The 25,130-nt window shown below is 52.3% G+C and carries 21 protein-coding genes; 12 read left to right on the forward strand and 9 right to left on the reverse strand.

Annotated elements, in window-relative coordinates:
• The first annotated feature begins 25 nt into the window (after window positions 1-25).
• Both ACYVH9_RS02380 and ACYVH9_RS02385 read left to right on the forward strand, forming a co-directional pair.
• Entirely contained in the window at window positions 26-1,129 is a 1,104-nt protein-coding gene (locus tag ACYVH9_RS02380; RefSeq protein ID WP_460634689.1) for an AI-2E family transporter, read from the forward strand.
• Window positions 1,130-1,189: 60 nt separating this feature from the next.
• Window positions 1,190-2,287 (forward strand): DmpA family aminopeptidase, encoded by a 1,098-nt coding sequence (locus ACYVH9_RS02385; RefSeq protein ID WP_460636437.1) that lies wholly within the window; start codon window positions 1,190-1,192, stop codon window positions 2,285-2,287.
• Between the two features lies 1 nt (window position 2,288).
• On the opposite strand, the gene ACYVH9_RS02390 is transcribed toward ACYVH9_RS02385, so the two are convergent.
• From ACYVH9_RS02390 to ACYVH9_RS02400, 3 genes are all read right to left on the reverse strand, one after another.
• Window positions 2,289-2,735, reverse strand: coding sequence for a response regulator (locus ACYVH9_RS02390; RefSeq protein ID WP_460634690.1), 447 nt, complete (start codon window positions 2,733-2,735; stop codon window positions 2,289-2,291).
• A 175-nt stretch (window positions 2,736-2,910) separates the two neighbouring features.
• On the reverse strand, window positions 2,911-3,963 hold the full coding sequence (locus ACYVH9_RS02395) for a methyltransferase (protein ID WP_460636438.1): 1,053 nt from the start codon (window positions 3,961-3,963) through the stop codon (window positions 2,911-2,913).
• 164 nt (window positions 3,964-4,127) lie between these two features.
• Window positions 4,128-4,673: a DUF4833 domain-containing protein gene (locus ACYVH9_RS02400; RefSeq protein WP_460634691.1), complete on the reverse strand. Its 546-nt coding sequence runs from the start codon at window positions 4,671-4,673 to the stop codon at window positions 4,128-4,130.
• A 160-nt stretch (window positions 4,674-4,833) separates the two neighbouring features.
• Here ACYVH9_RS02400 and gldG point away from each other — a divergent pair, with 160 nt between their 5' ends.
• Both gldG and dnaN read left to right on the forward strand, forming a co-directional pair.
• Entirely contained in the window at window positions 4,834-6,489 is a 1,656-nt protein-coding gene (gldG, locus tag ACYVH9_RS02405) for a gliding motility-associated ABC transporter substrate-binding protein GldG (protein WP_460634692.1), read from the forward strand.
• A 173-nt stretch (window positions 6,490-6,662) separates the two neighbouring features.
• A complete protein-coding gene (gene dnaN / locus ACYVH9_RS02410; protein ID WP_460634693.1) occupies window positions 6,663-7,784 on the forward strand; it encodes a DNA polymerase III subunit beta in 1,122 nt (373 codons plus the stop codon).
• A gap of 177 nt (window positions 7,785-7,961) precedes the next feature.
• Here dnaN and ACYVH9_RS02415 read toward each other — a convergent pair whose 3' ends face one another.
• Window positions 7,962-8,120: a hypothetical protein gene (locus ACYVH9_RS02415; RefSeq protein ID WP_460634694.1), complete on the reverse strand. Its 159-nt coding sequence runs from the start codon at window positions 8,118-8,120 to the stop codon at window positions 7,962-7,964.
• 169 nt (window positions 8,121-8,289) lie between these two features.
• On the opposite strand from ACYVH9_RS02415, the gene ACYVH9_RS02420 reads away from it, so the two are divergent.
• Entirely contained in the window at window positions 8,290-11,283 is a 2,994-nt protein-coding gene (locus ACYVH9_RS02420) for a DEAD/DEAH box helicase (protein ID WP_460634695.1), read from the forward strand.
• A gap of 8 nt (window positions 11,284-11,291) precedes the next feature.
• Here the strand turns inward: ACYVH9_RS02420 and ACYVH9_RS02425 are convergent, their stop codons facing one another.
• Complete coding sequence (locus ACYVH9_RS02425; RefSeq protein ID WP_460634696.1) at window positions 11,292-11,780, reverse strand: GtrA family protein; 489 nt, start codon at window positions 11,778-11,780, stop codon at window positions 11,292-11,294.
• A 196-nt stretch (window positions 11,781-11,976) separates the two neighbouring features.
• On the opposite strand from ACYVH9_RS02425, the gene ACYVH9_RS02430 reads away from it, so the two are divergent.
• From ACYVH9_RS02430 to ACYVH9_RS02445, 4 genes are all read left to right on the forward strand, one after another.
• Window positions 11,977-13,128 (forward strand): 5-(carboxyamino)imidazole ribonucleotide synthase, encoded by a 1,152-nt coding sequence (locus ACYVH9_RS02430; protein WP_460634697.1) that lies wholly within the window; start codon window positions 11,977-11,979, stop codon window positions 13,126-13,128.
• Window positions 13,129-13,198: 70 nt separating this feature from the next.
• A complete protein-coding gene (purE, locus tag ACYVH9_RS02435; RefSeq protein WP_460634698.1) occupies window positions 13,199-13,681 on the forward strand; it encodes a 5-(carboxyamino)imidazole ribonucleotide mutase in 483 nt (160 codons plus the stop codon).
• A gap of 80 nt (window positions 13,682-13,761) precedes the next feature.
• Complete coding sequence (locus tag ACYVH9_RS02440; RefSeq protein WP_460634699.1) at window positions 13,762-14,553, forward strand: LysM peptidoglycan-binding domain-containing protein; 792 nt, start codon at window positions 13,762-13,764, stop codon at window positions 14,551-14,553.
• 71 nt (window positions 14,554-14,624) lie between these two features.
• Window positions 14,625-15,011: a Dabb family protein gene (locus ACYVH9_RS02445; RefSeq protein ID WP_460634700.1), complete on the forward strand. Its 387-nt coding sequence runs from the start codon at window positions 14,625-14,627 to the stop codon at window positions 15,009-15,011.
• A gap of 78 nt (window positions 15,012-15,089) precedes the next feature.
• Here ACYVH9_RS02445 and ACYVH9_RS02450 read toward each other — a convergent pair whose 3' ends face one another.
• A complete protein-coding gene (locus ACYVH9_RS02450; protein WP_460634701.1) occupies window positions 15,090-15,659 on the reverse strand; it encodes a YcxB family protein in 570 nt (189 codons plus the stop codon).
• A gap of 195 nt (window positions 15,660-15,854) precedes the next feature.
• Between ACYVH9_RS02450 and ACYVH9_RS02455 the strand changes: the two genes are divergently transcribed.
• Window positions 15,855-16,364: a phosphoribosyltransferase family protein gene (locus ACYVH9_RS02455; protein WP_460634702.1), complete on the forward strand. Its 510-nt coding sequence runs from the start codon at window positions 15,855-15,857 to the stop codon at window positions 16,362-16,364.
• A gap of 31 nt (window positions 16,365-16,395) precedes the next feature.
• Here the strand turns inward: ACYVH9_RS02455 and ACYVH9_RS02460 are convergent, their stop codons facing one another.
• From ACYVH9_RS02460 to ACYVH9_RS02470, 3 genes are all read right to left on the reverse strand, one after another.
• Window positions 16,396-17,331 carry a hypothetical protein gene (locus tag ACYVH9_RS02460; RefSeq protein WP_460634703.1) on the reverse strand — a complete coding sequence of 312 codons (936 nt, stop codon included), beginning with the start codon at window positions 17,329-17,331 and terminating at the stop codon, window positions 16,396-16,398.
• Window positions 17,332-17,474: 143 nt separating this feature from the next.
• A complete protein-coding gene (locus tag ACYVH9_RS02465; protein ID WP_460634704.1) occupies window positions 17,475-19,229 on the reverse strand; it encodes a M14 family metallopeptidase in 1,755 nt (584 codons plus the stop codon).
• A 76-nt stretch (window positions 19,230-19,305) separates the two neighbouring features.
• The gene (locus tag ACYVH9_RS02470; protein ID WP_460634705.1) at window positions 19,306-20,991 is read right to left on the reverse strand and encodes a M14 family metallopeptidase; all 1,686 of its coding nucleotides are present in this window, start codon (window positions 20,989-20,991) and stop codon (window positions 19,306-19,308) included.
• 126 nt (window positions 20,992-21,117) lie between these two features.
• On the opposite strand from ACYVH9_RS02470, the gene ACYVH9_RS02475 reads away from it, so the two are divergent.
• Both ACYVH9_RS02475 and ACYVH9_RS02480 read left to right on the forward strand, forming a co-directional pair.
• Entirely contained in the window at window positions 21,118-22,053 is a 936-nt protein-coding gene (locus ACYVH9_RS02475) for a sugar phosphate isomerase/epimerase family protein (protein WP_460634706.1), read from the forward strand.
• Window positions 22,054-22,156: 103 nt separating this feature from the next.
• Window positions 22,157-25,048, forward strand: a complete 2,892-nt coding sequence (locus tag ACYVH9_RS02480; RefSeq protein WP_460634707.1) for a T9SS type B sorting domain-containing protein — start codon at window positions 22,157-22,159, stop codon at window positions 25,046-25,048.
• The last annotated feature ends 82 nt before the right edge of the window (window positions 25,049-25,130 follow it).

Consider the following 25,130-nt stretch of genomic DNA (forward strand, 5'->3'; position numbering starts at 1 on the left):
TGACTAACACCGTAAAACTGTTTATATGCCGTCGTCTTCTACTCCGCCCTTTTATCACCAACTCTCGCATACCCTGCTGGCGCTGGGGCTGATTATGGCTGCGCTTTACCTGGGGCAGGACATTATTGTTCCTTTTGCAATGGCGGGGTTGCTGGCAGTGCTGTTACGGCCCATCGAAGCCTGGCTAATCCGGCGGGGCGTTCCCAAAGTGATTGCTATCAGCCTGGTATTGCTGCTGGCAATTGTTGTAATAGCGGGCTTAACTTTACTGCTTTCCATGCAGCTTGCCAACTTTACGGATGACTGGCCGAAGCTGAAAAAAAACGTCAATGACGTCTACAATGATGCCCGGCGCTGGATTCGGCGGGAGTATAACGTCAGCTACCAGAAACAGGAACAGTACCTGAAACAGGCACAGGCGCAGACCCTGGATACCTTGCAGGGGTCCGGAACCCTCGGAATCATTACAGGACCGCTTGGTACGCTGCTGTTGCTGCCCATTTATATTTTTCTGCTGCTTTATTACCGGGCCATGCTGATTCAGTTCGTTCTTCGGTCGTTTGCCGATCAGCACATGGAGCGGGTGCGCGAAGTATTGGGCGAAATTCGGGCGGTTATTCAGAGCTATGTAGTGGGGCTGGTGGCCGAAACCGTGTGTGTAGCGGTTCTCAACTCGGTGGGTCTGCTCATTTTGGGTATTCAATACGCGGTTCTGCTGGGCGTTATTGCTGCCATCATGAACCTGATTCCGTACATCGGTGGGCTGGTTGCAACGGTGCTGGCGGTGGCTGTCACGTTTGTCAATCATCCCGATCTGACTTCGTTGCTGGGAGTCGTGGGCGTATTCCTGGTGGTGCAATTTATCGACAACAATTTTCTGGTACCGGTCATTGTTGGTTCCAAAGTGCGGATTAACGCGTTAGTGTCCATTGTGGGCGTACTGCTGGGGGGAGCACTGGCGGGTGTTTCCGGTATGTTTCTGTCCATTCCGGTCATTGCCATTCTTAAAGTGATTTTCGACCGCGTTGAGGGCCTCGAACACTGGGGGATTCTGCTGGGCGATCAGACAACCGAAGCCGATATCAACAAAATGCTGCGGTTACGCGGTCGGAAGAAGAAAATCCCGTAACACGTTTGCGGTTCGTGTTTTATCTTCGGGAACATGAAACCAACACTTCGCTTCCTGCTCATGGCCCTCCTTCTGACGGGCTGGTTTTCTGCTTATGCGCAATCCATAAAACGCCCCCGCGATTACGGGATTCGCTTCGGCGTATTGTCGCCCGGCCCTCTGAATGCCATTACCGATGTGCCAGGTATTCGGGTGGGGCAGGTGACGTTACAGCAAGGTCAGGACGTTCGAACGGGTGTAACGGCCATCCTTCCGCACACGGGTAATCTATTTCAGGAAAAATGTCCGGCGGCCATTTACATTGGCAACGGGTTTGGCAAACTGGCGGGATACAGCCAGGTGGAAGAACTGGGCACGCTCGAAACGCCCATTGTCTTGACCAACACCCTGGGGGTACCGACGGCGGCTGATGCCGTGATCGATTATACGCTGGCACAACCTGGTAATGAGCAGGTTCGCTCCCTGAACCCGGTGGTGGGCGAAACCAACGACGGTGGACTGAATGACATCCGGAGCCGCCCGGTTACCAGACAACACGTTTTAGAAGCCATTCAACGGGCCAAAACCGGTGCCGTTGAAGAAGGGAACGTGGGCGCCGGAACGGGTACGGTTTGTTTCGGTTTCAAAGGGGGCATCGGCACGGCATCCCGCAAACTTCCGGCTTCGCTCGGCGGGTATACCGTTGGCGTTTTAGTGCAAACTAATTTTGGGGGTGTTTTACAAATTGCGGGTGTACCGGTGGGCGTGGAACTAGGACGGTTTTCGTTTAAAGAAAAGCTCGACGGTTCGTGCATGATGGTTGTGCTGACGGATGCTCCGATGGATGCCCGAAACCTGAAGCGCCTGGCCAAGCGGGCTTTTATGGGGTTGGCCCGGACGGGTGGTATGGCTTCCAACGGCAGTGGTGACTATGTCATTGCGGTTTCAACCGCCAACCGGATTCCGAACGTTTCGACCGCGTCGCTGGACGAAATGAAAGTACTGCGCAACGATGAGGCTTCTCCCTGTTTCCTGGCCGCGATTGAAGCGACCGAAGAAGCCATTATCAATTCGTTGTTTGCGGCCCGAACGCTAACCGGCTATCGGGGCAGCCGGGTGGAGCAGCTTCCGGTTGAAAAGGTAGTGGAAATCCTGCGAAAAGCGGGTCAGGTGCGATAAATCAGGCTGTTGGTCTCGCCAATCTTGGAAGCGTCAGCAACACTTCCTGCCAATCTTTCATGCAGATGGGTTTGGTCAGGTAGCAGTTGGCACCCCAGTGATAGGACCGTTCTATATCGTCAGAATCCGTTGATGCACTGACGATAACCACCGGAATGGATTGGTAAACGGCGTGCGCACGAAGTTTGCGCAACAGTTTCCAGCCATTGTCCCGATGGGGCATGTACAGGTCCAGCAAAATGAGACTCGGTAAATTTTGTTGACGCGCGCGGCAGTTTTTCAGATAAGTCCAGGCTTGCTGGATTGAGGTTGCCCCAACGGGGAGTACATCTTTGATCTGTTGGCGCAATAAATAGTGTAAAATCAACTGGTCGTCGAGCTTGTCTTCAATAATAAGAATACTGACACAATCTTGAATGATCGGTTGGAGGCCCGTTAGCGTTTCCATGGACAGGAAGATTCAATTACTTATTATAAGGTGTCTTGTTTCTATACGCATATTAAACTAAATTTTTGAAATAGTATTTCGTAAAAATCAGATTATTACTAACAGGTAAAACCGTCATTCGGCTTCGGCCAAATGACGGTTTTATAGGGGTATAGTCTTAGTTTGCGGTAGTTCATTAAAACTTCCGGGCCCAGATTAATCCGTAATCCATCTGGGTCGGAATGTTCTCATCGCTAGGTTGAAGCCCGGCCATTGTCAGCCAGTGGCGGTATTCTTTGCGGCTGTAACAGCGTCCTTTGGTTCCCCAGAACAATTGAGCCGAATAATCGGTGACAGGCAGGGGCCCATCCAGCGCATCGTTCAGGAAGGCATCATGTACCCAGAGCTCTCCACCCGGCCGGATGGCTGCGGCAAACCGGTTGGCCAGTGCCTGACAGGTTTCGGTGGGCCAATCGTGAAACAGGCTGGCCGCCAGCAGAAGATCCGTTTCGGGTATATCGTCGGTCAACATATCACCGGGCCGGAATGTCACCCGTTCTTTGATGGTTTCGGCCCCGGGGCGGCCGCTTTTTGCCAAGGAGTCGAGTAGTTCGGCGGCCACGGACAAAACGGCCGGCCGGTCCAGAATGGTTGCCGTTGCGGTTGGGTTGCGGAGCAGCCATTCGTAAGTGTAAAAACCCGTTCCACCGGCTACATCCAGCAAATGACCGCTGCTTTTCGAAAGCTTTTCGGCCACGATGGGTGAGAGTTGCTGAGCACGTCCGGCCAACCCCAGCGTAAACATCCGCGAAAGTTCGGCGTCGTCCATCGGTGAAAAATCATCGCCCTCCTTGATGTAGGAGATCCCGCCGGATGTATCCAGCGGACCATCATTGCGCAGCCGAACGGCCATTTCTACCGCACCCGGATCGTTCTTTTCCAGGCCCACATACCCAATCAGATTGGGCGTTTGGGCCTGCGTTATGTACGTTCCCAAAACCGTCAGCTGGAGCGCCCCGGCTTTGTTATATTCGAGCAAATTCATCGCGCAGAGGGCCGGAAACAATACGTTGGCCGGGCGCTCTTTTAAGCCGAGCCGCTGGCTGATTTCCGAAACGGAAAGGGGGCCGTTGCTCAGCTCTTCAAAAACAGACAGGTGATGAACGGCGGCAATCAGCAGTCGGGAGCCGAACATGGCCCGCAGGTGTCGGGTGATGGGAGCGAGGTCAGGTTGCGAGGTTTCCTGCATTCCGTAGAGGGTTTTGTACCACCCAAAGATAAGGAGCCGGAACCGATGCGCCACGGTTTTTCGAGGGCGTGGCCTCGTTTCTTCCGTACCTGCGCTGTTCGGGGTGTGCCGCAGCAACGGCGAATCGGTCCTGAATCCTTTGGTTGCCGCTTTGTAACCGACATTTACACCCTGATTCGCTCATAAACCGGCACGCCAGCCACCGGGTCAACGCCGAATAATTCGATATACTGCACCTTTGGAACCAGTCCGGATTCGGGTTCGAGTTGCACGAATACTTTCTGTAAACAGGCCCGGCGACCGCTGATGGTTGTCAGAGCTACGGGTTTTCCCTGTTGCAGATCGACCCAAATGGGGCGTTTTTTGAACGCGTTCAGGTGAATTTCAAAACCGTCGTTTTTTCGATCCACCAGCTGGTGTTTGTAGCCATAAGCCATCTTCCACTGAAAGAGCGAAAGCTGCTCGCGCTGCCCGCGATCGGCATACCGAATCCAGTAGACATTCACTGGTTCGTCGGGATTCAGCCGGTGACCCCCTGCCAGATTGGCTTCGTAAATAACGGTGTTGGCGTTGTTGCTCCGCTGAATGTAAAACAGACGATTGGGCGACGAAGGAGGAACCGGAAATTCTTTTTCGGCGGCAACGATGGGGCTGCTGGAACCGAAAAGTCCCAGCAGCACGAGTAGGCGGAAAATGGATCGGCAAGTCATGTAAGTAGTTCAATAGTATGTTGTTGTTGCGCTTAAGACCCTTATGGACAACTCAACCCCTACGCAGTTTCAAAAAAATAGCGAAGAACGAATCGCCCGGACCGTCGTTTTTTTCTCCTACTTTTGCACAACTTAACTGCTTTCAGCGTTTTACGCAGGTATGAAGTCATTTTTGTTTCGTTTTGGAGTGGTGTTGGCCGTGCTGATCGTGGTCAATCTATTATCGTCGTTTTTGTTTTTTCGGGTCGATCTGACGCAGGAGGGCCGGTATACACTTTCGGAAGGAACCGAAAACCTGCTGGCCAACCTAGACGATGATGTCCACGTCAACGTTTACCTGACGGGCAACCTGCCACCCGCTTTCAAGCGGCTGGAAACGAGCATCCGCGAAACCCTGGCGGAGTTTCAGGCCCGCTCCAGCCGAACGCTGACCTACCGCTTTATTGATCCGACGGCCAATCCGAACGAGAAGCAGCGCGTTGAGTTTCAGACGCAATTGCTGCAAAAGGGCTTGACACCGACCAGCCTGAATTTTTCTACCGAAGGCAACCAGCGCACCGAGCAGTTGATTTACCCCTGGGCTGTGGTGTCTTATAAAGGCCGCGACTTGCCGGTTCTGCTGCTGCGCGGAAACCGGACCAGTTCGAAGGAGGAGCAGCTGAACCAGTCGATTGAAAACATCGAATACGAGCTGGCGTCGGCAATTCGGCGGTTGACAATTCAGAAGAAAAAAGTGCTGGGAGTTACGGTAACCTATACGGATGTAGAACCGCTCCGGCTCTCCGACCTGCTGGCCACTTTGCAGGAATTTTACACGATTGAACTGATTGACTTGCAGGCATCCCGCGATCTGGTGGGGCTCGACGGGCTGATTGTTCCCAAACCCGACCGGCCATTTTCGGAAGCCGATAAATACAAACTGGATCAGTTTGTGGTCAACGGCGGCCGGGCGTTGTTTTTCGTCGATGGCCTGAAAATTGACAGTGTTGGGCGGGAAGGAACGTACGCCCAGCCGTTGAATCTGAACCTGAACGATCTGTTCTTTCGCTGGGGCTTTCGGGTCAACAATGACATTATCAAAGACCTGAGCTGTGCTTTTATTCCACTGAATGTGGGGAATATGGGCGATAAGCCAAACGTGCAGTTGCTGCCCTGGCGGTTTTTTCCATTGATCAATAATTTTGGAAACAGTCCGATCGTACGGAATCTGGATGCTATCTACAGCCGGTTTACCAGCACCCTCGATACCGTGCAGGCATCAGGGATTGTGAAAACCCCCCTGCTAATGAGTTCGCAGTACACCAAAATTCTGAAAGCGCCCGCGCTGGTGAGCTACAACGAAGCCCGTCAGCAACCTGACCCCCGAACGTACGATAGTGGGGTGCAGCTCATTGCCTGTTTGCTGGAAGGACGGTTTCAGTCGCTTTATACCAACCGCATTTTGCCGGGCGATCCGCGGGCTGCGGCTTTCAAAGCCCAGAACCAGGCCGCCAAAATTGTGATCTGCTCCGATGGAGATCTGCTCATCAACGATATCAATTACCGCAACAATACGCCCTATCCGCTCGGCTACGAACGGTTTTCGAAGAATACCTTTGCCAACAAGGATTTTGTGGTCAATGCGGTCAATTATCTGCTGGACGATAACGGAATTATCACCGCCCGCACCCGTCAGGTGACTCTGCGACCGCTGGATAAAATCCGGCTCCGCGAAGACCGGTTGTCGTGGCAGCTCCTGACGCTGCTCGGACCGGTAATTCTGATTGGCTTTGTGGGTGTTATCTGGCAGTTTTCACGCCGGAAGAAGTACGCCTAATTGGTATTTAAATGTTTATTAGGGTCAATCAGGGGGCATCAGAGTTGATCAGGGAACTTCGCTGATTACCCCTGCTAATTCCCGATAAACTCTGTGTCATAACCCTCCTTATATCTCGACTATTTTTCCTACTTTTGTTCTTATTGGACAAACGGCTTCAACTAAAATTGCATATGAAATTTATCGTTTCCTCCTCCGTAGTACTCAAGCAACTTTCGGCCATCAACGGTGTGGTGGCAACGAATCCGATTGTGCCCATTCTGGAGAACTTCCTGTTTAAATTGGAAGACGATACGCTGACGGTGACGGCTTCGGACCTGCAAACGACCATGATCACCAACATCGCCGTTGAGTCGTCGGAGAAGGGAGCCATTGCCATTCCGGCCAAACTGCTGCTGGATACGCTGCGCGGTCTGCCCGAACAACCGATTACCTTCAATGTCAACACGGAAACCTTCGGAACGGAAATCCTGACCGACAACGGGCGGTATAAATTATCGGGCGAAAACCCGATCGATTTCCCGAAAATTCCGACGGTGAACCGGAGTCTGGCCGTTGAGCTGTCGTCGGATGCTCTGTTGAGCGCCATCAACAATACGGTTTTTGCCACCAGTACCGACGACCTGCGCCCGGCCATGACGGGGGTGTATCTGCAACTGTCGGAAGATAACGCAACTTTTGTAGCTACCGACGGTCACCGGCTGATTCGCTACCGCCGGACTGACATCACGTCGCCGAGCAACAGTTCGATGATCATTCCGCGGAAAGCGCTGACGCTGCTGAAAGCGTCGCTGCCCGAAGATGCAGTAGTACGGGCTGAGTTCAGTCAGTCAAACGCGTCGTTTACGTTTGGAAACACACAGATGATTTGTCGATTGATTGACGAACGGTTCCCGGATTTTGAAAATGCCATTCCGGTGAACAACCCAAACATCATGACAATTGGTCGGACGGATATCCTGAATTCGCTGAAGCGGATTATGATTTACGCCAACCGGACCACGCACCAAATCCGGCTTTCGCTGAAAACCAATTCGCTGACGATTTCGGCGGAGGATCTCGACTACAGCAACGAAGCCAACGAAAAACTGCTTTGCGATTACGACGGTGATCCGCTGGAAATTGGTTTCAACGCCCGCTTCCTGACCGAAATGCTGAACAATCTGAGCGCCAAAATGCTCTCCTTTGAAATGTCGGCTCCCAACCGTGCCGGTCTGATCATTCCGGCCGATAAAGAAGAGAACGAAGATATTCTGATGCTGGTGATGCCGGTCATGCTGAATACGTACGCATAGTCTGAACTAAGAGTATACGAATTAAAGTGGTCCGCCGTAGCGGGATTAACGAGGATGAGTTGCGCGAAATCGCAATCTTTTACGTCCTACGTCGTCCTGCTACGGCGGATCGTTTTTAGTTGCTCTGGACAATTCAGTTCCGGTTCTTTACAGCTTCCCTTTTTATCTCCTGCATCGCTAATGACGATAGCCCTTTGCCCGGTTATTGCCAACAACCCGGCCTGAGCTACCACCCGGTGAATCCCGTAAGTCGGCAATGCGAAAACCGTCTGCCTTTCCGCTGATCACATAAACAGGCCGTTCACTCAGTTCACGATTGCTTCCGGGCGATTGCATTTGCCTTTGTTGCACCTATTCGTATATTTGAGTTTGTTGCTTATTCTAACCCGACGGTAAACCGTCCGTTTTGCTTGCTTTCAGAACGGATGGTTTTGGGCTGTCACCGGTGCGTTGGCCGCGCCGGATTTTGGTGAAGTCGTACTAAATACGGATCGCTTAATTTGTTATGAAAGTATCACCTGCGGAACCGTTTCAGTTGATCTACTCGCTGTTGGAGCACGAGTTTTTGGGCTATTTGTTCGAAGCATTTGTCGTACAGCTCAATGCCCGTGGTGAGTTAACCTTGCAGAACCAGACGCTGTCGGCCAAAAACGCCGGCGAGTTTGCAACGGGTCTGGATGAGGGTGATTTTGAACTAGTTCGGATCATTGATGATATTCAGCAGGATGTTATTCTGAAAAAGTTTAACTCCAAAAAATTACCGGCGGTCGACTTTTTTCTGAAAGTCTACGATCCCCAAAAGGGCGATAAGGAATTACAGGATCGGATTTGCGAATACCTGGAAGTGCGCCGGGCCAAGATTCTGGAACGGCTGTCCGACAAAAAGTTGTATATCATGGGCAGCGACGGCAATCCGGCCTGGATGCCCATCGAACGAATGCCGGAGAAGGCCGACGTGTATTTCAATTTTGTGCGTACCGAAACCGCAACGGAATACTTCCCAACGATCAAGTACCAGGGCGAGCGGATTGATTTTCAGTTCAAAGACGCGCTGCTGATCTGCGATGATCCGGCCTGGATGATGGTGGACGGCCGATTGTTCCATTTTGACAAAAACGTGGACGGGAAAAAACTGCGCCCGTTCCTGCAAAAACGGAAGATTGTTATCCCGAAAAATATTGAAGATCAATACTATCACCGCTTTGTAGCTCCGCTGATCGCATCCTATAACGTATACGCCAAAGGGTTTGAAATCCGAAAGGAAGTTGTTACTCCAGCGCCCGTTCTGACGGTTTCGGAACAGTTGGCGTCACCGCGTTCGGTACCTGCCTTGTTCGAATCGGCGGTTGCGAACGGGCACGGTCCGGCAGAGCGGATGAATAGTGTGCTGGCCGAAATGGCACCGGCGGTTTCGACCGACGATTCGCAGGTGGTTTTTGACCTGATGTTTCAATATGGCCAGTTTACGTTCCGGTACGACGGTTTCACGAATGCCTCCAACGTCAGCATCGAAAAGAAGGGCGATGACTATGTGTTCCACAAGATCCGCCGGGACATTGGCAAGGAGAAATCGACGCTGTGCTGGCTCAAGGAAAATGGGCTCGAACTGAAAGACAACGGTCACTCCCGACTGGATAAGGCAACGGCTTTTGAATGGCTTCAGCAAAAGCATAATTTGCTGATGGAGGCTGGTTTTCAGGTTTCGCAACACGCCAGCGATGCCAAGCGGTATTTCCTGGGGTATTCGTCCATCGTGGTTTCCATCAACGAAACCCGCGACTGGTTTGATATTTATGCCAAAGTGCAGTTCGGAGAATTTGAAATTCCGTTCATTAAGCTTCGAAACCTGATTCTAAACAAGAAGCGGGAGTTTACGCTGCCCAACGGCGAGATTGCGGTGATTCCGGAAACCTGGTTTACAAAATATTCGGAGCTGTTTGCGTTTATGGAGCACGAAATCGATGGTGATCGGCTCGTGCTGCACAAACACCACGTTTCACTCGTTCAGGAATTGCAGGAAGAAAGCCTGGCGTCGGCGGTGATCAGCCACAAACTGGAGCAACTACGGACGTTTGAAGAGATTCATTCGCACCCGCTGCCCACCCAGTTCAAGGGATCGCTGCGGCCTTATCAGAAAGCAGGTTACGACTGGTTGCAGTTTCTAAACCAATACCGTTTTGGTGGCTGCCTGGCCGACGATATGGGGTTGGGAAAAACCGTGATGACGCTGGCGATGCTGCAGTCGCAGAAAGAAGCTGGCTTTAAGGAACCAACGCTGCTGGTGATGCCTACATCGTTGCTGTACAACTGGGAGCTGGAAGCCCGCCGGTTTACGCCCGATCTGCGCGTGATGGTGTATACGGGCACCTACCGCGATAAAAATACGGCTCAGTTTGATGAGTACGATTTGATTCTGACTTCGTACGGTATTGTCCGGATCGACGTCGATCTGTTGAAAACGTACCGGTTTCATTACATCATTCTGGACGAATCGCAGGCCATCAAAAATCCATCCTCGCACATTACGCGGGCGGTGATGCAGCTCAATTCGGCGCATCGGCTCATTCTGACCGGTACTCCGCTGGAAAACAGCACGATGGATTTGTGGACGCAAATGACGTTCATCAATCCCGGTTTGCTGGGCAGCCAGACGTTTTTCCGGAACGAGTTTCTGGTGCCCATTGAAAAAAAGAACGACGAGCAGAAAACCCAGCGGTTGTACGGAATCATCAAACCGTTCATGCTGCGTCGGCACAAGTCGCAGGTCGCGCGCGATTTGCCCGAAAAGGTAGAAAATATTCACTACAGCGATATGTCGCCGGAGCAAGAGAAGCAGTACGAAGAAGCCAAATCGTATTACCGCAATCTGATTCTGGAACACATTGAAGAAGAGGGTGTTGCCAAATCTCAGATGGTGGTTTTGCAGGGGTTGACCAAGCTCCGGCAGATTGCCAATCATCCGCGCATGATCGACGAAACGTACGAAGGCAACTCGGGCAAACTCGACGACATGGTGATGCGGCTGGAAGGTGCCATGGCGGATAATCATAAGGTGCTGGTATTTAGTCAGTTTATCAAACACCTGGACGTGGTTCAGCAGTATTTGCAGGAGCGTGGTATTCAGTATGCCTACCTGGATGGCTCGACGCAGGACCGCCGGGGGCAGGTGAATCTGTTCCAGACCAACGATGCCATCAAACTATTCCTGATTTCGCTGAAAGCGGGCGGTTTGGGCCACAACCTGACCGCAGCTGACTACGTGTTCATTCTGGACCCCTGGTGGAATCCGGCCATCGAAGCGCAGGCCATCGACCGCGCCCACCGCATTGGGCAGCAGCGCACGGTTTTTACCTACAAGTTTATCTCCCGCAATACCGTTGAGGAAAAGATTCTGGCCTTGCAGCGGTCCAAACAAAAACTGGCCAGCGACCTGATCACAACCGAAGAAAACTTCATGAAGTCGCTGACGAAAGAAGACATCATGGCCCTGCTCGAATAGGAAACCGGTCAGAGGTTGAGCAGCGACTTCAGTTTTTCATAAAAGCCCGTATTGCGGAACGTAAAGGTTTTGTGCAGGATGTAGTTCGAGATAAAGCTCAGGCCCATTCCAAACGTGTGCGAGAAGAGTTTGTTGAGATTAACGGTTTTGACCGAGCCTGGCAGGGTGAAGGTATAAATCCCGTTCTGGCTGATGGAAAAATTGTACAAAGCCGAAGCACCATACACGGTTATTAAGCAGGAAATAATGGAGACCATCGCGAATTTTGCCATTTCCCGACGGGTTTTGGCGGAATTTTTGGCGTTGAAGGCCAGCAGTTTTGTCAGGAAAAAACCGATGAAAAAAGAGCTGACGTAGCCAATCAGTACACCATTTTCGTAAGAAATATGAAACCATTCCTGAAGCAGTGAACTAACGACAATTTGCAGGGATGCGCCGATGGCGGCTACAATAAAATACGCAACTAAATCTTTTTGATTAAAGAGTTTGTTCGACATAAAAAATACTTCCGGATGCGGCTAAGACCCGCAAATTAACAGGTAGAGTTGAATTTACGGTAAGCGGATTTATGATCAGACAGGGGTCTTTAGGAAACGGCAACGTTTGACAAGCGGTGTTGTCGAAAAACAAGTAACGGAAAAACTTCGATAAAGCCATAAATGGGGCTACTTTTGTGGACGTATCTTTCTACCTATGTCTACATTTAATCCCCAAACCCGCATTGGTATTCTTGGCGGAGGGCAACTGGGCCTGATGCTGTTGCAGGCTGGTATCGACTGGAACCTGAATGTTCATATTCTTGACCCGGATGCCGAGGCTCCGTGCCGTCAACTGGCCACTGTATTTACGCAAGGTTCGTTGACGGATTACGATACGGTTTATCAGTTCGGTCAGCAGGTTGATGTGTTGACGATTGAGATTGAGCGGGTTAACGTGGATGCATTGGAAGCACTGGAGCGTGAGGGTAAACGGGTTTTTCCGCAGCCATCCGTTATTCGGATCATCCAGGACAAACGGGCGCAGAAGCAATTTTACCGGGAGCACAACCTGCCCACGGCTGATTTTATCCTGACCGAAAACCGGGCGGATGTACCATCGGCGCTGGCTCAGCAACCCGATTTTCTGCCTGCTTTTCATAAATTGGGCCGCGATGGTTACGACGGACGGGGTGTGCAGCGCATTGCCAGCAGCGATGACTTCGGAAAAGCATTTGATGCGCCCGGTGTGCTGGAGAAAGCCGTTGATTTTGAAAAAGAACTCGCGGTGATTGTGGCCCGCAATGAACAGGGACAAACCGCTACGTTTCCGACCGTGGAGATGGTTTTTCACCCCGAGCAGAATCTGGTCGAATACCTGTTTGCACCAGCGGCTATTTCGGAGGCCATCAACCAGCAGGCGCAGGACGTAGCCCGTAAAACTGCCGAAGCCTTCGGCATTGTGGGCTTGTTGGCGGTTGAATTATTTCTGACAAAAGACGGACAGGTGATTGTCAATGAGGTAGCGCCACGCCCGCACAACAGCGGCCATCAGACAATCCGGGCCAATATCACGTCGCAGTTTGAGCAACACTGGCGGGCTATTCTGAACCTGCCGCTGGGCGATACGGCGGCCCTGACACCGGCCGCCATGATCAACCTGCTGGGGGAACCCGATCACAGCGGTCCGGCCCGGTACGAAGGCATGGAAACGCTGCTGGCTATGTCTGGCGTGTTTCCATTTCTGTACGGTAAAAAAATTACCCGCCCGTTTCGCAAAATGGGTCATATTACCGTTATTAGTTCAGATTTAGAGCAACTTCGCGCCAAAGCCGAAACCGTCAAGAAAAGCATTAAAGTGAAAAGTTAAGAATGAAGCGTTACGAGTTGCTCCGCGCCAGGTAAAACGCGTCAGCCAACTCCTAACCTTAGCTAAAAATATGGTTGGAATTATTATGGGCAGCAGTTCGGACCTGAAGGTCATGCAAGAGGCTGCCGACATTCTGAATGAGTTTGGGGTACCGTACGAAATCGACGTCGTGTCGGCGCACCGGACCCCGGAAAAGATGGTTGAATACGGAAAAACCGCCCGACAGCGCGGGTTAAAAGCCATCATTGCGGGGGCGGGTGGAGCAGCTCACTTGCCGGGCATGGTGGCTTCCCTGACCACCCTGCCGGTGATTGGCGTACCAGTTAAATCCAGCAACTCCATCGATGGCTGGGATTCCGTTCTTTCGATTCTACAAATGCCGTCGGGGGTGCCTGTGGCCACCGTGGCCCTCAACGGTGCCCGGAATGCGGGGATTCTGGCGGCTCAGATTGTGGGAACGTTTGACGATAAGGTGGCCCAGCGATTGCAGGATTACAAGGAAGATATGAAAGCGAAAGTAGCTAAAATGAGCCAGGAAGTGAAGAACAGTTAAAAAGTTTACGGTCTATTGCTGAATGACGTCCGATTGCGATGCGCCAGCCAACGAAAAACCGTAAACCGTAACCTATAACTATGGAAACCGAAAATGCGAAGCGTAACCCCCGGCCCACGGAGGGTTCAAGTTTGCCGACGATTACACTGGCTGTGCTGGTGCTGACGATTCTGGCGCTGCTGTACGTTGGCTATGAGTACGTGGCCGATGATACAAAAGGCTCGGAGGAACTGACGAGTGTAGCGTTGGATACGACGGTGCAACGACCGGTGGAACTGCCGATCGAACCCGAACTGGTGGCACCGATAGAAATCGATACGTCCAGCCGAAACGCTCCGATCGATTTGTCGCAGGCTACTCCGCCCCCGGTCGAAGAAGAAAAGCAAGTGGCTAAAAAACCGGCGCTGGATTCGGAAGAGCGGCCGGCAAAAGGAGTGCCTACGGCCGAAAAAGCCGCTGAAGAAAAGCCAAAAGAGGAGAAGCGCGTTCGGGAAGAAAAAACCGTAGCGGAAAAACCGAAAGAAGAAAAGAAAGAAACGCCCAAAGCCACTGTTCCGGCGGGTGGGGTTTCGATGACGCACACGGTTCGGCCCGGTGAAACAATTTATAGTGTTGCCACAAAATACAATATGTCGGTCAATACCTTGAAGGCGCTCAACCCGGATTTGAAAGATAACGATGTGAAAGCCGATATCACGAAACTAAAAGTGAAGGCACGGGCGTATCATACCGTTGGGGCGGGGGATATTCTGCGGGTGGTGGCCGAAAAATACGGGGTGACGGTTGAAGCCCTGATGAAAGCGAACGGCAAGACAAAGAATCACGCAGCCCGGGGTGAACGGCTGATTATACCGTATGCCGAAAAGCAGTAGGCAGTAGTTTTCAAAAACGACTGACTTTTTCTAAACATTCTGCCTGGCAGAGCCACTTACAAGCCAATTTCATGAAAACCGTTTTAGTAACCCTTCTATTTTTTGGTCTCGCCCTAACCGGCGCGACCGCTCAAAACAAAATGAAGAAAGCCACCCTTGAGCACGTCGTGCTATTTAAATTTAAACCCGAAACTACGCCTGAAAAGGTAAAGGAAATTGTGGCCGCTTTTGAAGCACTGCCCTCGAAGATTAAAGAAATCAAAAGCTTTAAGTGGGGCACCAACAATAGTCCGGAAGGCCACGATAAAGGATTAACGCACGCCTTTATCCTGACGTTTGATAACGAAAAAGACCGGGATACGTACCTGCCGCATCCGGCCCACAAAGAGTTTGGCAAAATTGTCGGCCCGTGGCTGGCCGATCTGACTGTTGTTGATTTTACGAATCAGGCGAAATAAGGATAAAAAAGAGGAAAGCAGGAAGGGATAAGAGGCAAAACCGCTTATTTCTTCCTGCTTTCCTCTTTTTGTGCTTTCTTACTCTTTCCCGTCCGCTAGATAGCCTTTCCGCTTCAGGAGGGTGTCCATGAATCTGAGTTCATTCTCGGTTGTGAAGATGGAGTACGGCAGGTAAAGAAACTGCGCATCCTTCATGCCTTTGGCCACGATTTTAGCCAGCCAGTTGACCTTCATCCCGTTCGTTGCCTGATCGTTGGACACTACCATAACATAGGCATCTTTGTCTTTGGTCACGCTGCGAATCTGATCCCACTTCAGAATTCCACCTTCGCGGGCATTCAATTTCATCAGAATCTGTCGGCTGTCGATTTCGTAGACGTACTTCTGAAACAGCGCTTTAGTCTGTTCCATTTGCGTAATGCCCGTAAATTGCACCGCCCAGAAGAGTACATACAGGATGGTGAGCAGAACGATGACGAGGTAGAGCCACCAGTTCGGATAAACGCCTGTTACGTTCAGAATGGCATTGGCAATGATAAGTCCCAGTGGCACAAAGGCCCAGTACCAGTTTTGTTTTACCCAGCTACGCATCGCCAGACTGATGTAGGTTTTCTGGTCGAGTGCGTATTTTTTGGTTTTGATAATCATTGAAATAAAGAACTTAATAGACAAGAGCCATTAGACAGGAGGAGAAGGAAAAAGAGATTCGACGTCTTTCATCGCTGTCCCAACGGTCTGCCGTTGCAGCTCTCTCGTCTAACGAAGTTGCAAAAATACGAAAAGGCTTTGTTTATTTTGAGCATTCACCCTTTTCGGTTAATTTTCATTTTTAATAAAGCGTATATGACTTCCGAAATGACCCAGATTTTGACGCGTGTGCAGGTAGAGCAGAAAATCCGTCGGATCGCGTTTGAAATTTATGAGAACAATTTTGAAGAATCGGAGGTGATTCTGGCGGGGGTGTCGGGTGAAGGATATGTACTGGCCGGATGCCTGGCAGATGTGCTCCGGCAAATTGCGCCCCTGGAAATCAAGGTGATGGAGATTAACCTGGATAAAACCATCAAGCAGCAGCCTCCTATTCACCTGAATGCGGAAGAAACGGTTTTTACGAATAAATCCGTGGTAGTGGTCGATGATGTGCTGAACTCGGGCCGAACGCTGGCGTTTGCGCTGCAACCGTTTCTGAATGTGCCGTTGATCAGCCTGAAAGTGGCCGTTATTGTTGATCGGGACCACAAACGCTACCCCATTGCCGCCGACTACATTGGCTACAAACTATCCACCACGCTGACCGAGCACGTGGAAGTGATCCTGAGCGACGAAGAACGGATTGGGGTATACCTCCGGTAAAGTCACGATGGTACGGGTTGCCAAGAACGGTTTATCGGGAAAGCGACAGTACTAAACTCTGCAAATCCTGGTCGATGGAACGGATGGATGACTGAAGCTGATTAAGCATGTTGGCGCGATTGTGAAGATCATCGGCCTGGTAGTTTCCTCCTTCCGTAAAATACAAAGCTACTTCCTCGGGCGAATCGTTATCCACTACAAAGCTTTGCCAACGTTGACGGATGTTATGGCTTAGGCTATACTGACCATCATTGCTAAATGATTTTTCGGTCAAAACATACCAGACCATTGGGGGGTAAACCGTTGATTCCCGAGGTTGCTTCCAGATATCGGTCAGCAAATTGCGGGCATGCTTGAAGGGTACGGTCTGGTTGGATTGAAAAGCCGCGATACCGCTCAGCCCCGCACTGACCACGCCACCCCCAATTCCAACAATATTACTGGGTTTTTCACCCGGAATCAAAGACGTGGCAACGGTTGTAGCAGCCCCCAGAATGACGGAATAAATAGTAAGACGCCGGATGCGCTGTTCGTCGCGCTTATCCAAATACGTGGCCAGCTGTTCGGCGCGCTCACCCTCACAATCCAGTTCGGCGGCCAAACTGGCTATTTGCGTAGAGGCCAGCATCAGCCGGTTTAGAATCTGCTGCCTTTTTTGCAGCAACGTTATCTTCCCTTCCAGGCTGGTATTGGAAATCAATTGATTTTCTTCTTGTAACAACGGCAAGATTCCGACGGCATTGGCCAGTAAAAGATCATGCTTGGAAAACCGTTGCAGCAGACTACTGCTAAATTCCCGGAGCGCCTGATCGGTGGGCTTGGGAAAATACGTCGAATCATAGCGGTATTGAATCGGTGGCTCACAATAGCGATCTGACACCCGCATTGACGACGGTTTGAATACGTTGCAGGAAACGAGCGCATGGAAGCCGATGCCCCAAAAAAGTAAGCGAAATACGTGCTGCATCATAAAGCTGAATGAGACCAAAGCGGACCGGTTTGAAAAGGAGCCAATAAGCTTACTTTTTGACTTCTTTGTAAACAAACAGACGAGTCCTTTGGTTATCTGATGTCCGCTGATGAGCGCAAATTCAACAAAACCGTTCTGAGCTACAACGTTTTCTCAACAACGCCCCCTTTCCGGCTGTCGACTGAAACCGTGTATTTGCCACTGCGGCCCCCTTTCACAATCCAGCGGACTTTTACGTAACCCATGCCCGGAATATTAGGCACTTCAATCGTAGCGGGGTTATTTCTCTGCTCCTTCGTGATGTTCAGGTCGGCATTTTCCACGATCATGCCCGCCAGCGGGTTGGCTCCCTTCAGCGTGATGTAATCAGGACGCTCGATCTTGAACCGGATGTCGTGCGATGAATGCGTCGGAATAACGCGCTGGTTGATGATGGTTGCCGTCACTTCCGTCAAGCCGTTGCCGAGCGGTTTGCTCGTGATGGCCTGAACGTCCAGTTTAGGCGTCTGGTAGGCGTGGAACAGCGTAAATGACATGTTCCGGTGGGCATCTTCTTCGAGCATAAAACCGGGGTGATTCCGGATGTAATTCTTCTTGGGGCCACCAATTTCAATATCGCCATACTGCGGATGTTTGAACGGTTTCCAGGGCACGTAGGCGTCATCGAACAGCAGGTATTTGCCAAACTGATTGAACTCGTCGTTCTGAAACCGATTGCTTTCGCCCGGTTTTTGGCGGAACAACAGGTAGGAAGACATCAATTCATTGGAGAACGTGAAAATGCCCCGGCCCAGCGCCAGCCAGTCGATTTCGCCCCCGTAAACCGTATACAAATCCTTGTAAATCACGTAGTAATTGTAGCCGGGGATGATTTTTTCGCCCGTGCGTCCGATCACATCATACACGGCAATGTCGCTCGGATTGTAATACTGCTGGTCTTCTTCGGCACCCGGCCCCCGCAGAAACATCCCGCCGTAATTGTGGTAACTCTGGGCTCCGGCGATGTTCGGGTGGCTCATGATGTATTTTTTGATGGCCTGCGTTTCCGGTAGTGTTCCGGGATAAAACAGCGCCCCGCCCTGAATATAATCCGGTTGCCAGCCCCAGCCCCAGTCGCGGTTGGGATCGTAGCGGCCCGCTACATCTTCGTTCACCAGTCCGTCGCCGTCGTTGTCGATGCCTTCATAGCCCAGCATTTCGTATTCACCGGGTTCGTCGGGTTTCGCCGGGATCATGCGCGTCGGGTCGTTGGGGTCCTGTTTCATGCGCCCCAACGGTGTTTTCCGGCGCATCAGCACAATATTTCCGTCGCCGTCCAGGTCGTCATACTTGTCTTCGTCCACTTCGCCGTCGCCATCGTCGTCAAACGGCATCAGTCCCGAGCGGGGCGAATTCGGATTGTTCGGGTTTTTGATGAAATCTTCCCGGGCGTCGAGGTTGATGCTGGGTGCGATATAAAACACTTTATCCTTGAGCAACTGCGTCGTGAATTCGATTGTGCCAAAGTTTTCGGCAAGGTACCAGGCCGTGTACATGGCGATTTCCGAACCCTGCAACTCGTTCGAGTGAATGTTGCCATCGATGTAAAAACCCGGCTTGCGATCTACATTGCCGGTTTTGAAATCGCTGACAACCAGTACCCACAAATCCCGGCCCTGAAAGGTTTTCCCCATGGATTCAACCCGAATCAGATTCGGATGCGCCTTCGCCATGTCCTGGCAGAATTTGGTGATGCCAGCGTAGTCGTTGTAATGGTTCCAGCGCATGGGCACCTTCGGATTGGCGGGCGACCCCACAGCCCGCAAACCGGTTAGATCATCGTTCTGCGCCGGTTTTTGCTGCGCCAGCCCCACAAACGGCAGGGCAGTTACTAAGAATAAGAATAGTTTTTTCATGTATCCTTTCTCTGACTCCCTCTGATTATTCTGTGTAACAACTATATCTCAGAGTTAATCAGAGAACATCAGGGTTTTATTTGAGGGTGATGTCGATTGATTTGGTGCCGGTCATGGCGTTGCCGGCTTCGAGCGTGGCTCGACCCGTGCCGGAGACGAGAAACGTGACTTCCATCGATTCGCCAGCCGCCATCGGGCTGCGCAGAATCCGTTTCCGGCCCGATACCACGGTTTGGTCGTTTCCGGTTCGCAGTTCGATTTTCATCTTGGGAACAAACCGCACCCGGTCACCGATTTCGGAACCCGTTGGGAGCAACCCCCGGTTGACAACCTGCGCCGTCACGCGCGTCAGGCCGCCCGACAGCGATTCCGTCCGTACATTCACCACGTCGATGACGGGCATCCGGCGGGCAAAAACCGTCAGAAATTTCAGGTGTTTCTCCGCCACATCGTTCAAAAACGAAACCGGCGGGTTCAAGCGGGCAAAGGGAACAATTCCGCCTACGTCGGTTTTACGGCCGGGAAAATCGGGGTGTTCGATAGACTGCCAGTTGACGAAAACATCACGCAGGTTGTTCGCATCGGCCCATTTCAGCAGCCTCACGTCTTCGTTATCCGACGGTTTGGCCGCACCTGGAGCTTTGCTTTTGGCTGTATCGGCGGGAGCAACGGTTTTGGGTGCCCACCAGCCCGGTGTCGAAAAGCTGAACCGACCGTAATGGTAATAGGCGGTTTGGGCAAAGTTCCCCTTGGTGGGTGGCATTGGCGGAGCGTCTTTCAGACCGGTTTGGCCATTATATAATTTCGAAACCTGTTCACCAACGGTGGCATCTTTCTCCAGTAAGCCGGTAATGATGCGCCGGACGGTTTTGGCGCGGTCGAATTTGGGGGCTTCTGAAAGGTTGTTGTAGGGGCCGAAGGTAAAGACGGCATAGACGTTCGGGGCTTTGTACAGAAAATCAAGCAATGCTCGGTTTTCGGGTTCCGATACGGGCATTTCGCCCGAGCCCGGCGTAAAGAACGGATAGTCGAACGTAAAATTCTTGTCCAGCGCAACACCCCCCGCGCCATCTTCGTTGAACATGCCGTCTTTATCATTATCAACACCTTCCGAAAGCAGAAGATAACGCCCCGCTTCACCTTTGGCCGGATCGGCTTTGATCAACACGCGCGGGTCGTCTTTGCTGGGAATAAAAGCGCCGGTTGGGTCTTCTACGCGGATTTGCGTAATCAAACCGTCCTTGTTCAAATCCTCAAACGGGTCTTCGTTCAAACGGCCATCGCGGTCATCGTCGGTATCGGTTCCGTTGCCGGTTCGCTCATAACGCGGTCGGGCGGTAAATTGCTCCTGCGCGTCGGGGTTGATGCTGGGGAAAATGTAAAACGTCTTGCTGTCGAGTAACCGCGCTACGCTGTCCTGGTTCGAGGCCGCCAGCAGCTTTTCGGCCAGTTGAACGGCCAGTTCGGTTCCGGCCAGGTGCGGACCATGAACTCCGGCTACGAGCGCAATAGCCGGTTTTTGAGCCGCCGTTCCGCGACCGAGTGTCAGCAGCCAGACGTCTTTGCCACCGGGTGATTTGCCAAGCGACTGAAGCGTGGACAGTGATTTGTAGCGGGTTGTCAGGGCTTTTAAGCGGTTGGAGAGCTGAGAGGCTGATGAGTAGGAGCCGGGAGACGGGGCCTGAGCCTGCACAGACGTGAAAAGGGCTAAACAAGAGGTGAATGTGCTCGCCAGCAGAACTGGGAGGTAACGATATTTCATGAAAAAGGGGTAACCAACGTTTGAATGACGGAGTGACGCTCTAAATTAGAGAAATTGCCGGAAAGATCAGTAACTTTCTGCCAATCGATTGCCCAACGAAACCACCCTTACCTTAACTTAGAGAACATGGCTACGGATCGCCGTATTTTTTTACAATCCCTGGCCGGATTGGCCGGACTGGTTCATTTTACAAAGCTGGACGGTTGGGCCGCCAGCAAAACTGTTGCTATCAAAAAGCCACACATTGCCTGCAACCAATACACCTGGCACACCTTCTACCAGCGGCAGGGGCGCAGCTGGTCGGCGGATCTGGATGCGTCGCTGGCCGATTTTGCCAACTCAGGTATCAAAGGGTATGAACCCTCGGTCAACTCAGCGGTTGATATTCAAAAACTGGCACCCTTGCTGAAAAAGCACAAACTGGAAATGCATTCGCTGTATGTCAACAGTACGCTGCATAAGGCCGACGAAGCCGATAAAACGCTGGCGACAGTAACGGCCATTGCCGACGCAGCCCGCCCATTGGGGGCCCGCCTTGTGGTGACCAACCCGAGTCCGCTCAAAGGAGGAAATGTGGCAGACAAAACCGATGCAGAATTGGCTGTTCAGGCGGCTAATCTCGACCGGCTGGGGGCGGAACTCAAAAAACGCGGCATGACGCTTTCGTACCATACCCACGACGTGGAAATGCGGAACTCCGCCCGCGAATTTCACCACATGATGCTGGCAACGGATCCCCGCAATGTGTCGCTTTGCCTGGATGTACACTGGATTTACCGCGGCTCCGGCAATTCGCAGGTGGCGCTGTTTGATATTGTCAAACTCTACGGTAAACGGATTACGGAACTGCACCTTCGGCAGTCGAACAACGGTATTTGGGCCGAAACCTTCGGGCCAGGCGACATTGACTACCTTCGTCTGGCAAAAGAGCTAAAAACGTTGGGTGTCCGGCCGCATCTGGTGCTGGAGCAGTGTATTGAAAAGCAATCGCCAAACACACTGGATGCCCTGGCGGCCCATCGGCAGGATCTGGCGTATGTTGAAACGGTTTTTGGCGGATGAGGTTTCGGGCTTCTGGCCACTCGGTATATATTTTCGATAAAACGATCCACTGGTATGCACAAAGAAGAGGACAGGGCGTTTATATGAAATATCCCTGTTCTCTATGAAAAAGTATGTACTTCTGTTTTTAGGGGCATTATTGAGTTTGATCACGGTTTCGGATGCGCTGGCAACGCACGTTCGGGCGGGAGAAATAACGACGCGACGGATTTCCTCTAATTCACTCACGTACGAGATAACCCTGACGGTTTATTACGACATGCGACCGGGGCCAACCGGTGGACTCAATGCCGCCCGCAGCCAGATCGATGTGAACTTCTGCTTCGGGGTTGGACAGCAAATGCGACGTGTCCCGCGCGTTGATGCCGAAACCCGGAATATCAACCCTAACACCAGTATCAATATATACCGGACGACTTATACCTATCCCGGGCCGGGCACGTACGAAATCAGTTGTACCATCATCAATCGGAACGAAAATACCCGTAATATTCCGGTTTCCGTTCAAACCAGCTTCAAGCTGCGGACCACCATCGTCGTCAATGCCAATCTGGGGCTTAACAGTACGCCGGTTCTGTTGAACCCTCCGCTGGATTCGGCTCGTGTTGGCCAGAAATGGTGCCACAACCCGGCCGCTTTCGATGCCGATGGCGACAGTCTGGCTTACCGGTTGTATACACCTTCCGGACGATTGTACGAAGCGGATGATGCGTCCTGCGATCCGGTTTTTGTGGCCGGTTATATAGATCCTTCCCGAATTGGCCAGAACCCGGTGACGGAAACCGGCTCCGGCCCGGCGACGCTGACCGTCAACCCCATTACAGGAGACGTATGCTGGGATGCACCCGCCGAACAGGGGCAATACAACATTGCCTTCATTGTAGAAGAATGGCGCGATGGGGTCAAAATCGGCGAAGTAGTCCGGGATGTACAAATTATTGTAACGCCTTCGATCAATCGACGACCGGAATTGCTCGTGCCGGAGGAGATCTGCGTCGAAGCGGGTACGCTGATCAACCAGACCATTACGGCCACCGATCCAGACGGAAACCGGATCGAACTAACGGGTTACGGTGGGCCGTTCAACCGGGGGCCGGATAATGCGACGCTGCCCCTGGTTGCCCCTCCAGCGGCAACCCTAACGCCGGGCGGCATTCAAAACAGCCCCCTGACGAGTACTTTCAGGTGGCAAACCAACTGCGCCCACGTTCGGGAAGAGCCTTACAATGTGGTTTTTCGTGTCGTCGATTTTCCGCGTGCGGGGCAGACGCAGCTGGCTACACTGGGTTCGTTCCGGATTCGGGTTTACGCACCCCGGCCCCAGAATCTAACCGCCCGGCCCGCCGTTGATGCCGCCGGTCGGGCCATTGCCCTGAACTGGGCGGCTTACAACTGCGGTAATGCGGCACCACCAGCCACTGCCGAAATGGTTATTTACCGCCGGGAAGGCTGTGCCACCATCACGCCGGAGGCCTGCGAGACGGGTATTCCGGCCGGATCGGGGTATGTGGAAGTAGGTCGTGTTCCGATCGGACAAACCAATTTTACTGACAATAACAACGGAGCCGGACTCGCTCGCGGGGTGCAGTACAGCTACCGCATTGTGGTGCAATACCCGCGACCGGCTTACGGGCAGAGCGTGGTTTCGGAAGAGGTCTGCGTGAACTTGCCCCAGCAAGTACCGTTGATCACCCACGTTACCGTCGATAGTACGTACGATACGCGGGGCGTTATTACGGTACGCTGGACCCGCCCACCCGGTGTCAATTTGCAGGATGCGGGGCCTTTTCAGTACCGTTTGTTGCGGGCTACGGGCCTGGAGGGGGGCGATTTTACCCAAATTGCCGCCATCACGACTACGCTCCAGCCCAACGTGGCCGATACGGTTTACGTTGACCGGGGATTGAATACCGTGGCCAACGCATACCGTTACCGCATTGAGTTTTATATCACCGACCCTGCTTCGGGGCAATTGCAGCGGTTGGATGCCACTGAAAATGCCAGCTCGGTGCGATTAACGGCCACTGCTGGCGTGCGCCGGATACAACTCAATTGGCAGGCGAGTACCCCCTGGAATAACGATAACCAGGTGCATCGCCTTTACCGCAGCACAACGGGGCCTAACGGACCCTTTAATCGAATTGCCGACGTAACGGTGCAGGGGCCCAATACCTACACCTATACCGATACCGGAACAGATACCTATGCCGCCGACGGGGTCGTGCCGGTGACGATGGACCTCGACAGTAATTATTGCTACCGGGTCGAAACCGTAGGTCGGTATGCCGCTCCGCAGCCGACGACGCTGCTTTACAATTTTTCACAAGGTGTTTGCGCATCACCGATCGATACGACCCGGCCCTGTCCGCCGGTACTGGCGATTGATACGCTGATTTGCGCTGATCTGACCGATGATGCATTTTGTAACCAGACGACCTTTGCCAATAACCTGAGCTGGCAGCGCCCTACGTCGGGCGATTGTGAGCAGAATCTGGTGAACTACAACCTATATTATGCGGCCTGTGAAGGGGATGAACCCCAATTGCTGACCACCATTGATGCGGCTGTCCTGTCGTATCGGCACGAAAATCTGACGTCATTCGCGGGCTGTTATTACATAACGGCCGTGAGTCGGAGTGGCCAGGAAAGCGTGCCCAGCAACCGGGTGTGCAAAGACAACTGCCCGATTCTGAAAATGCCTAATGTGTTTACCCCGAACGGGGATGGTAAAAATGATGTTTTTCAGCCTATGCAATGCCCACGGTTCGTTGAATCGGCTGAACTGCTGGTCTTGAATCGTTGGGGAGTAGCGGTTTACCGGAGTAACGATTTGAGCTTGCAGTGGGATGGTAAAACCGACCGGGGACAGGACTTGCCCGGTGGTCTGTACCATTATCAGGTTCGGGTGAAGTTTAAGCGCCTGAATTGCAACGCTCCGGCTGAAGTTTACAAAGGCTGGGTCGAGATGCTGCGAGAAACCGGCGGAACGAATTGACAGGGAGACGATTTACGGTTTAAAGTGTACGGTGCGGTTCTCCGCCGGGACGGACGCCTTCTTAATTCACGGGCGTAGCCAC

The sequence above is a fragment of the Larkinella harenae genome (assembly GCF_054780515.1).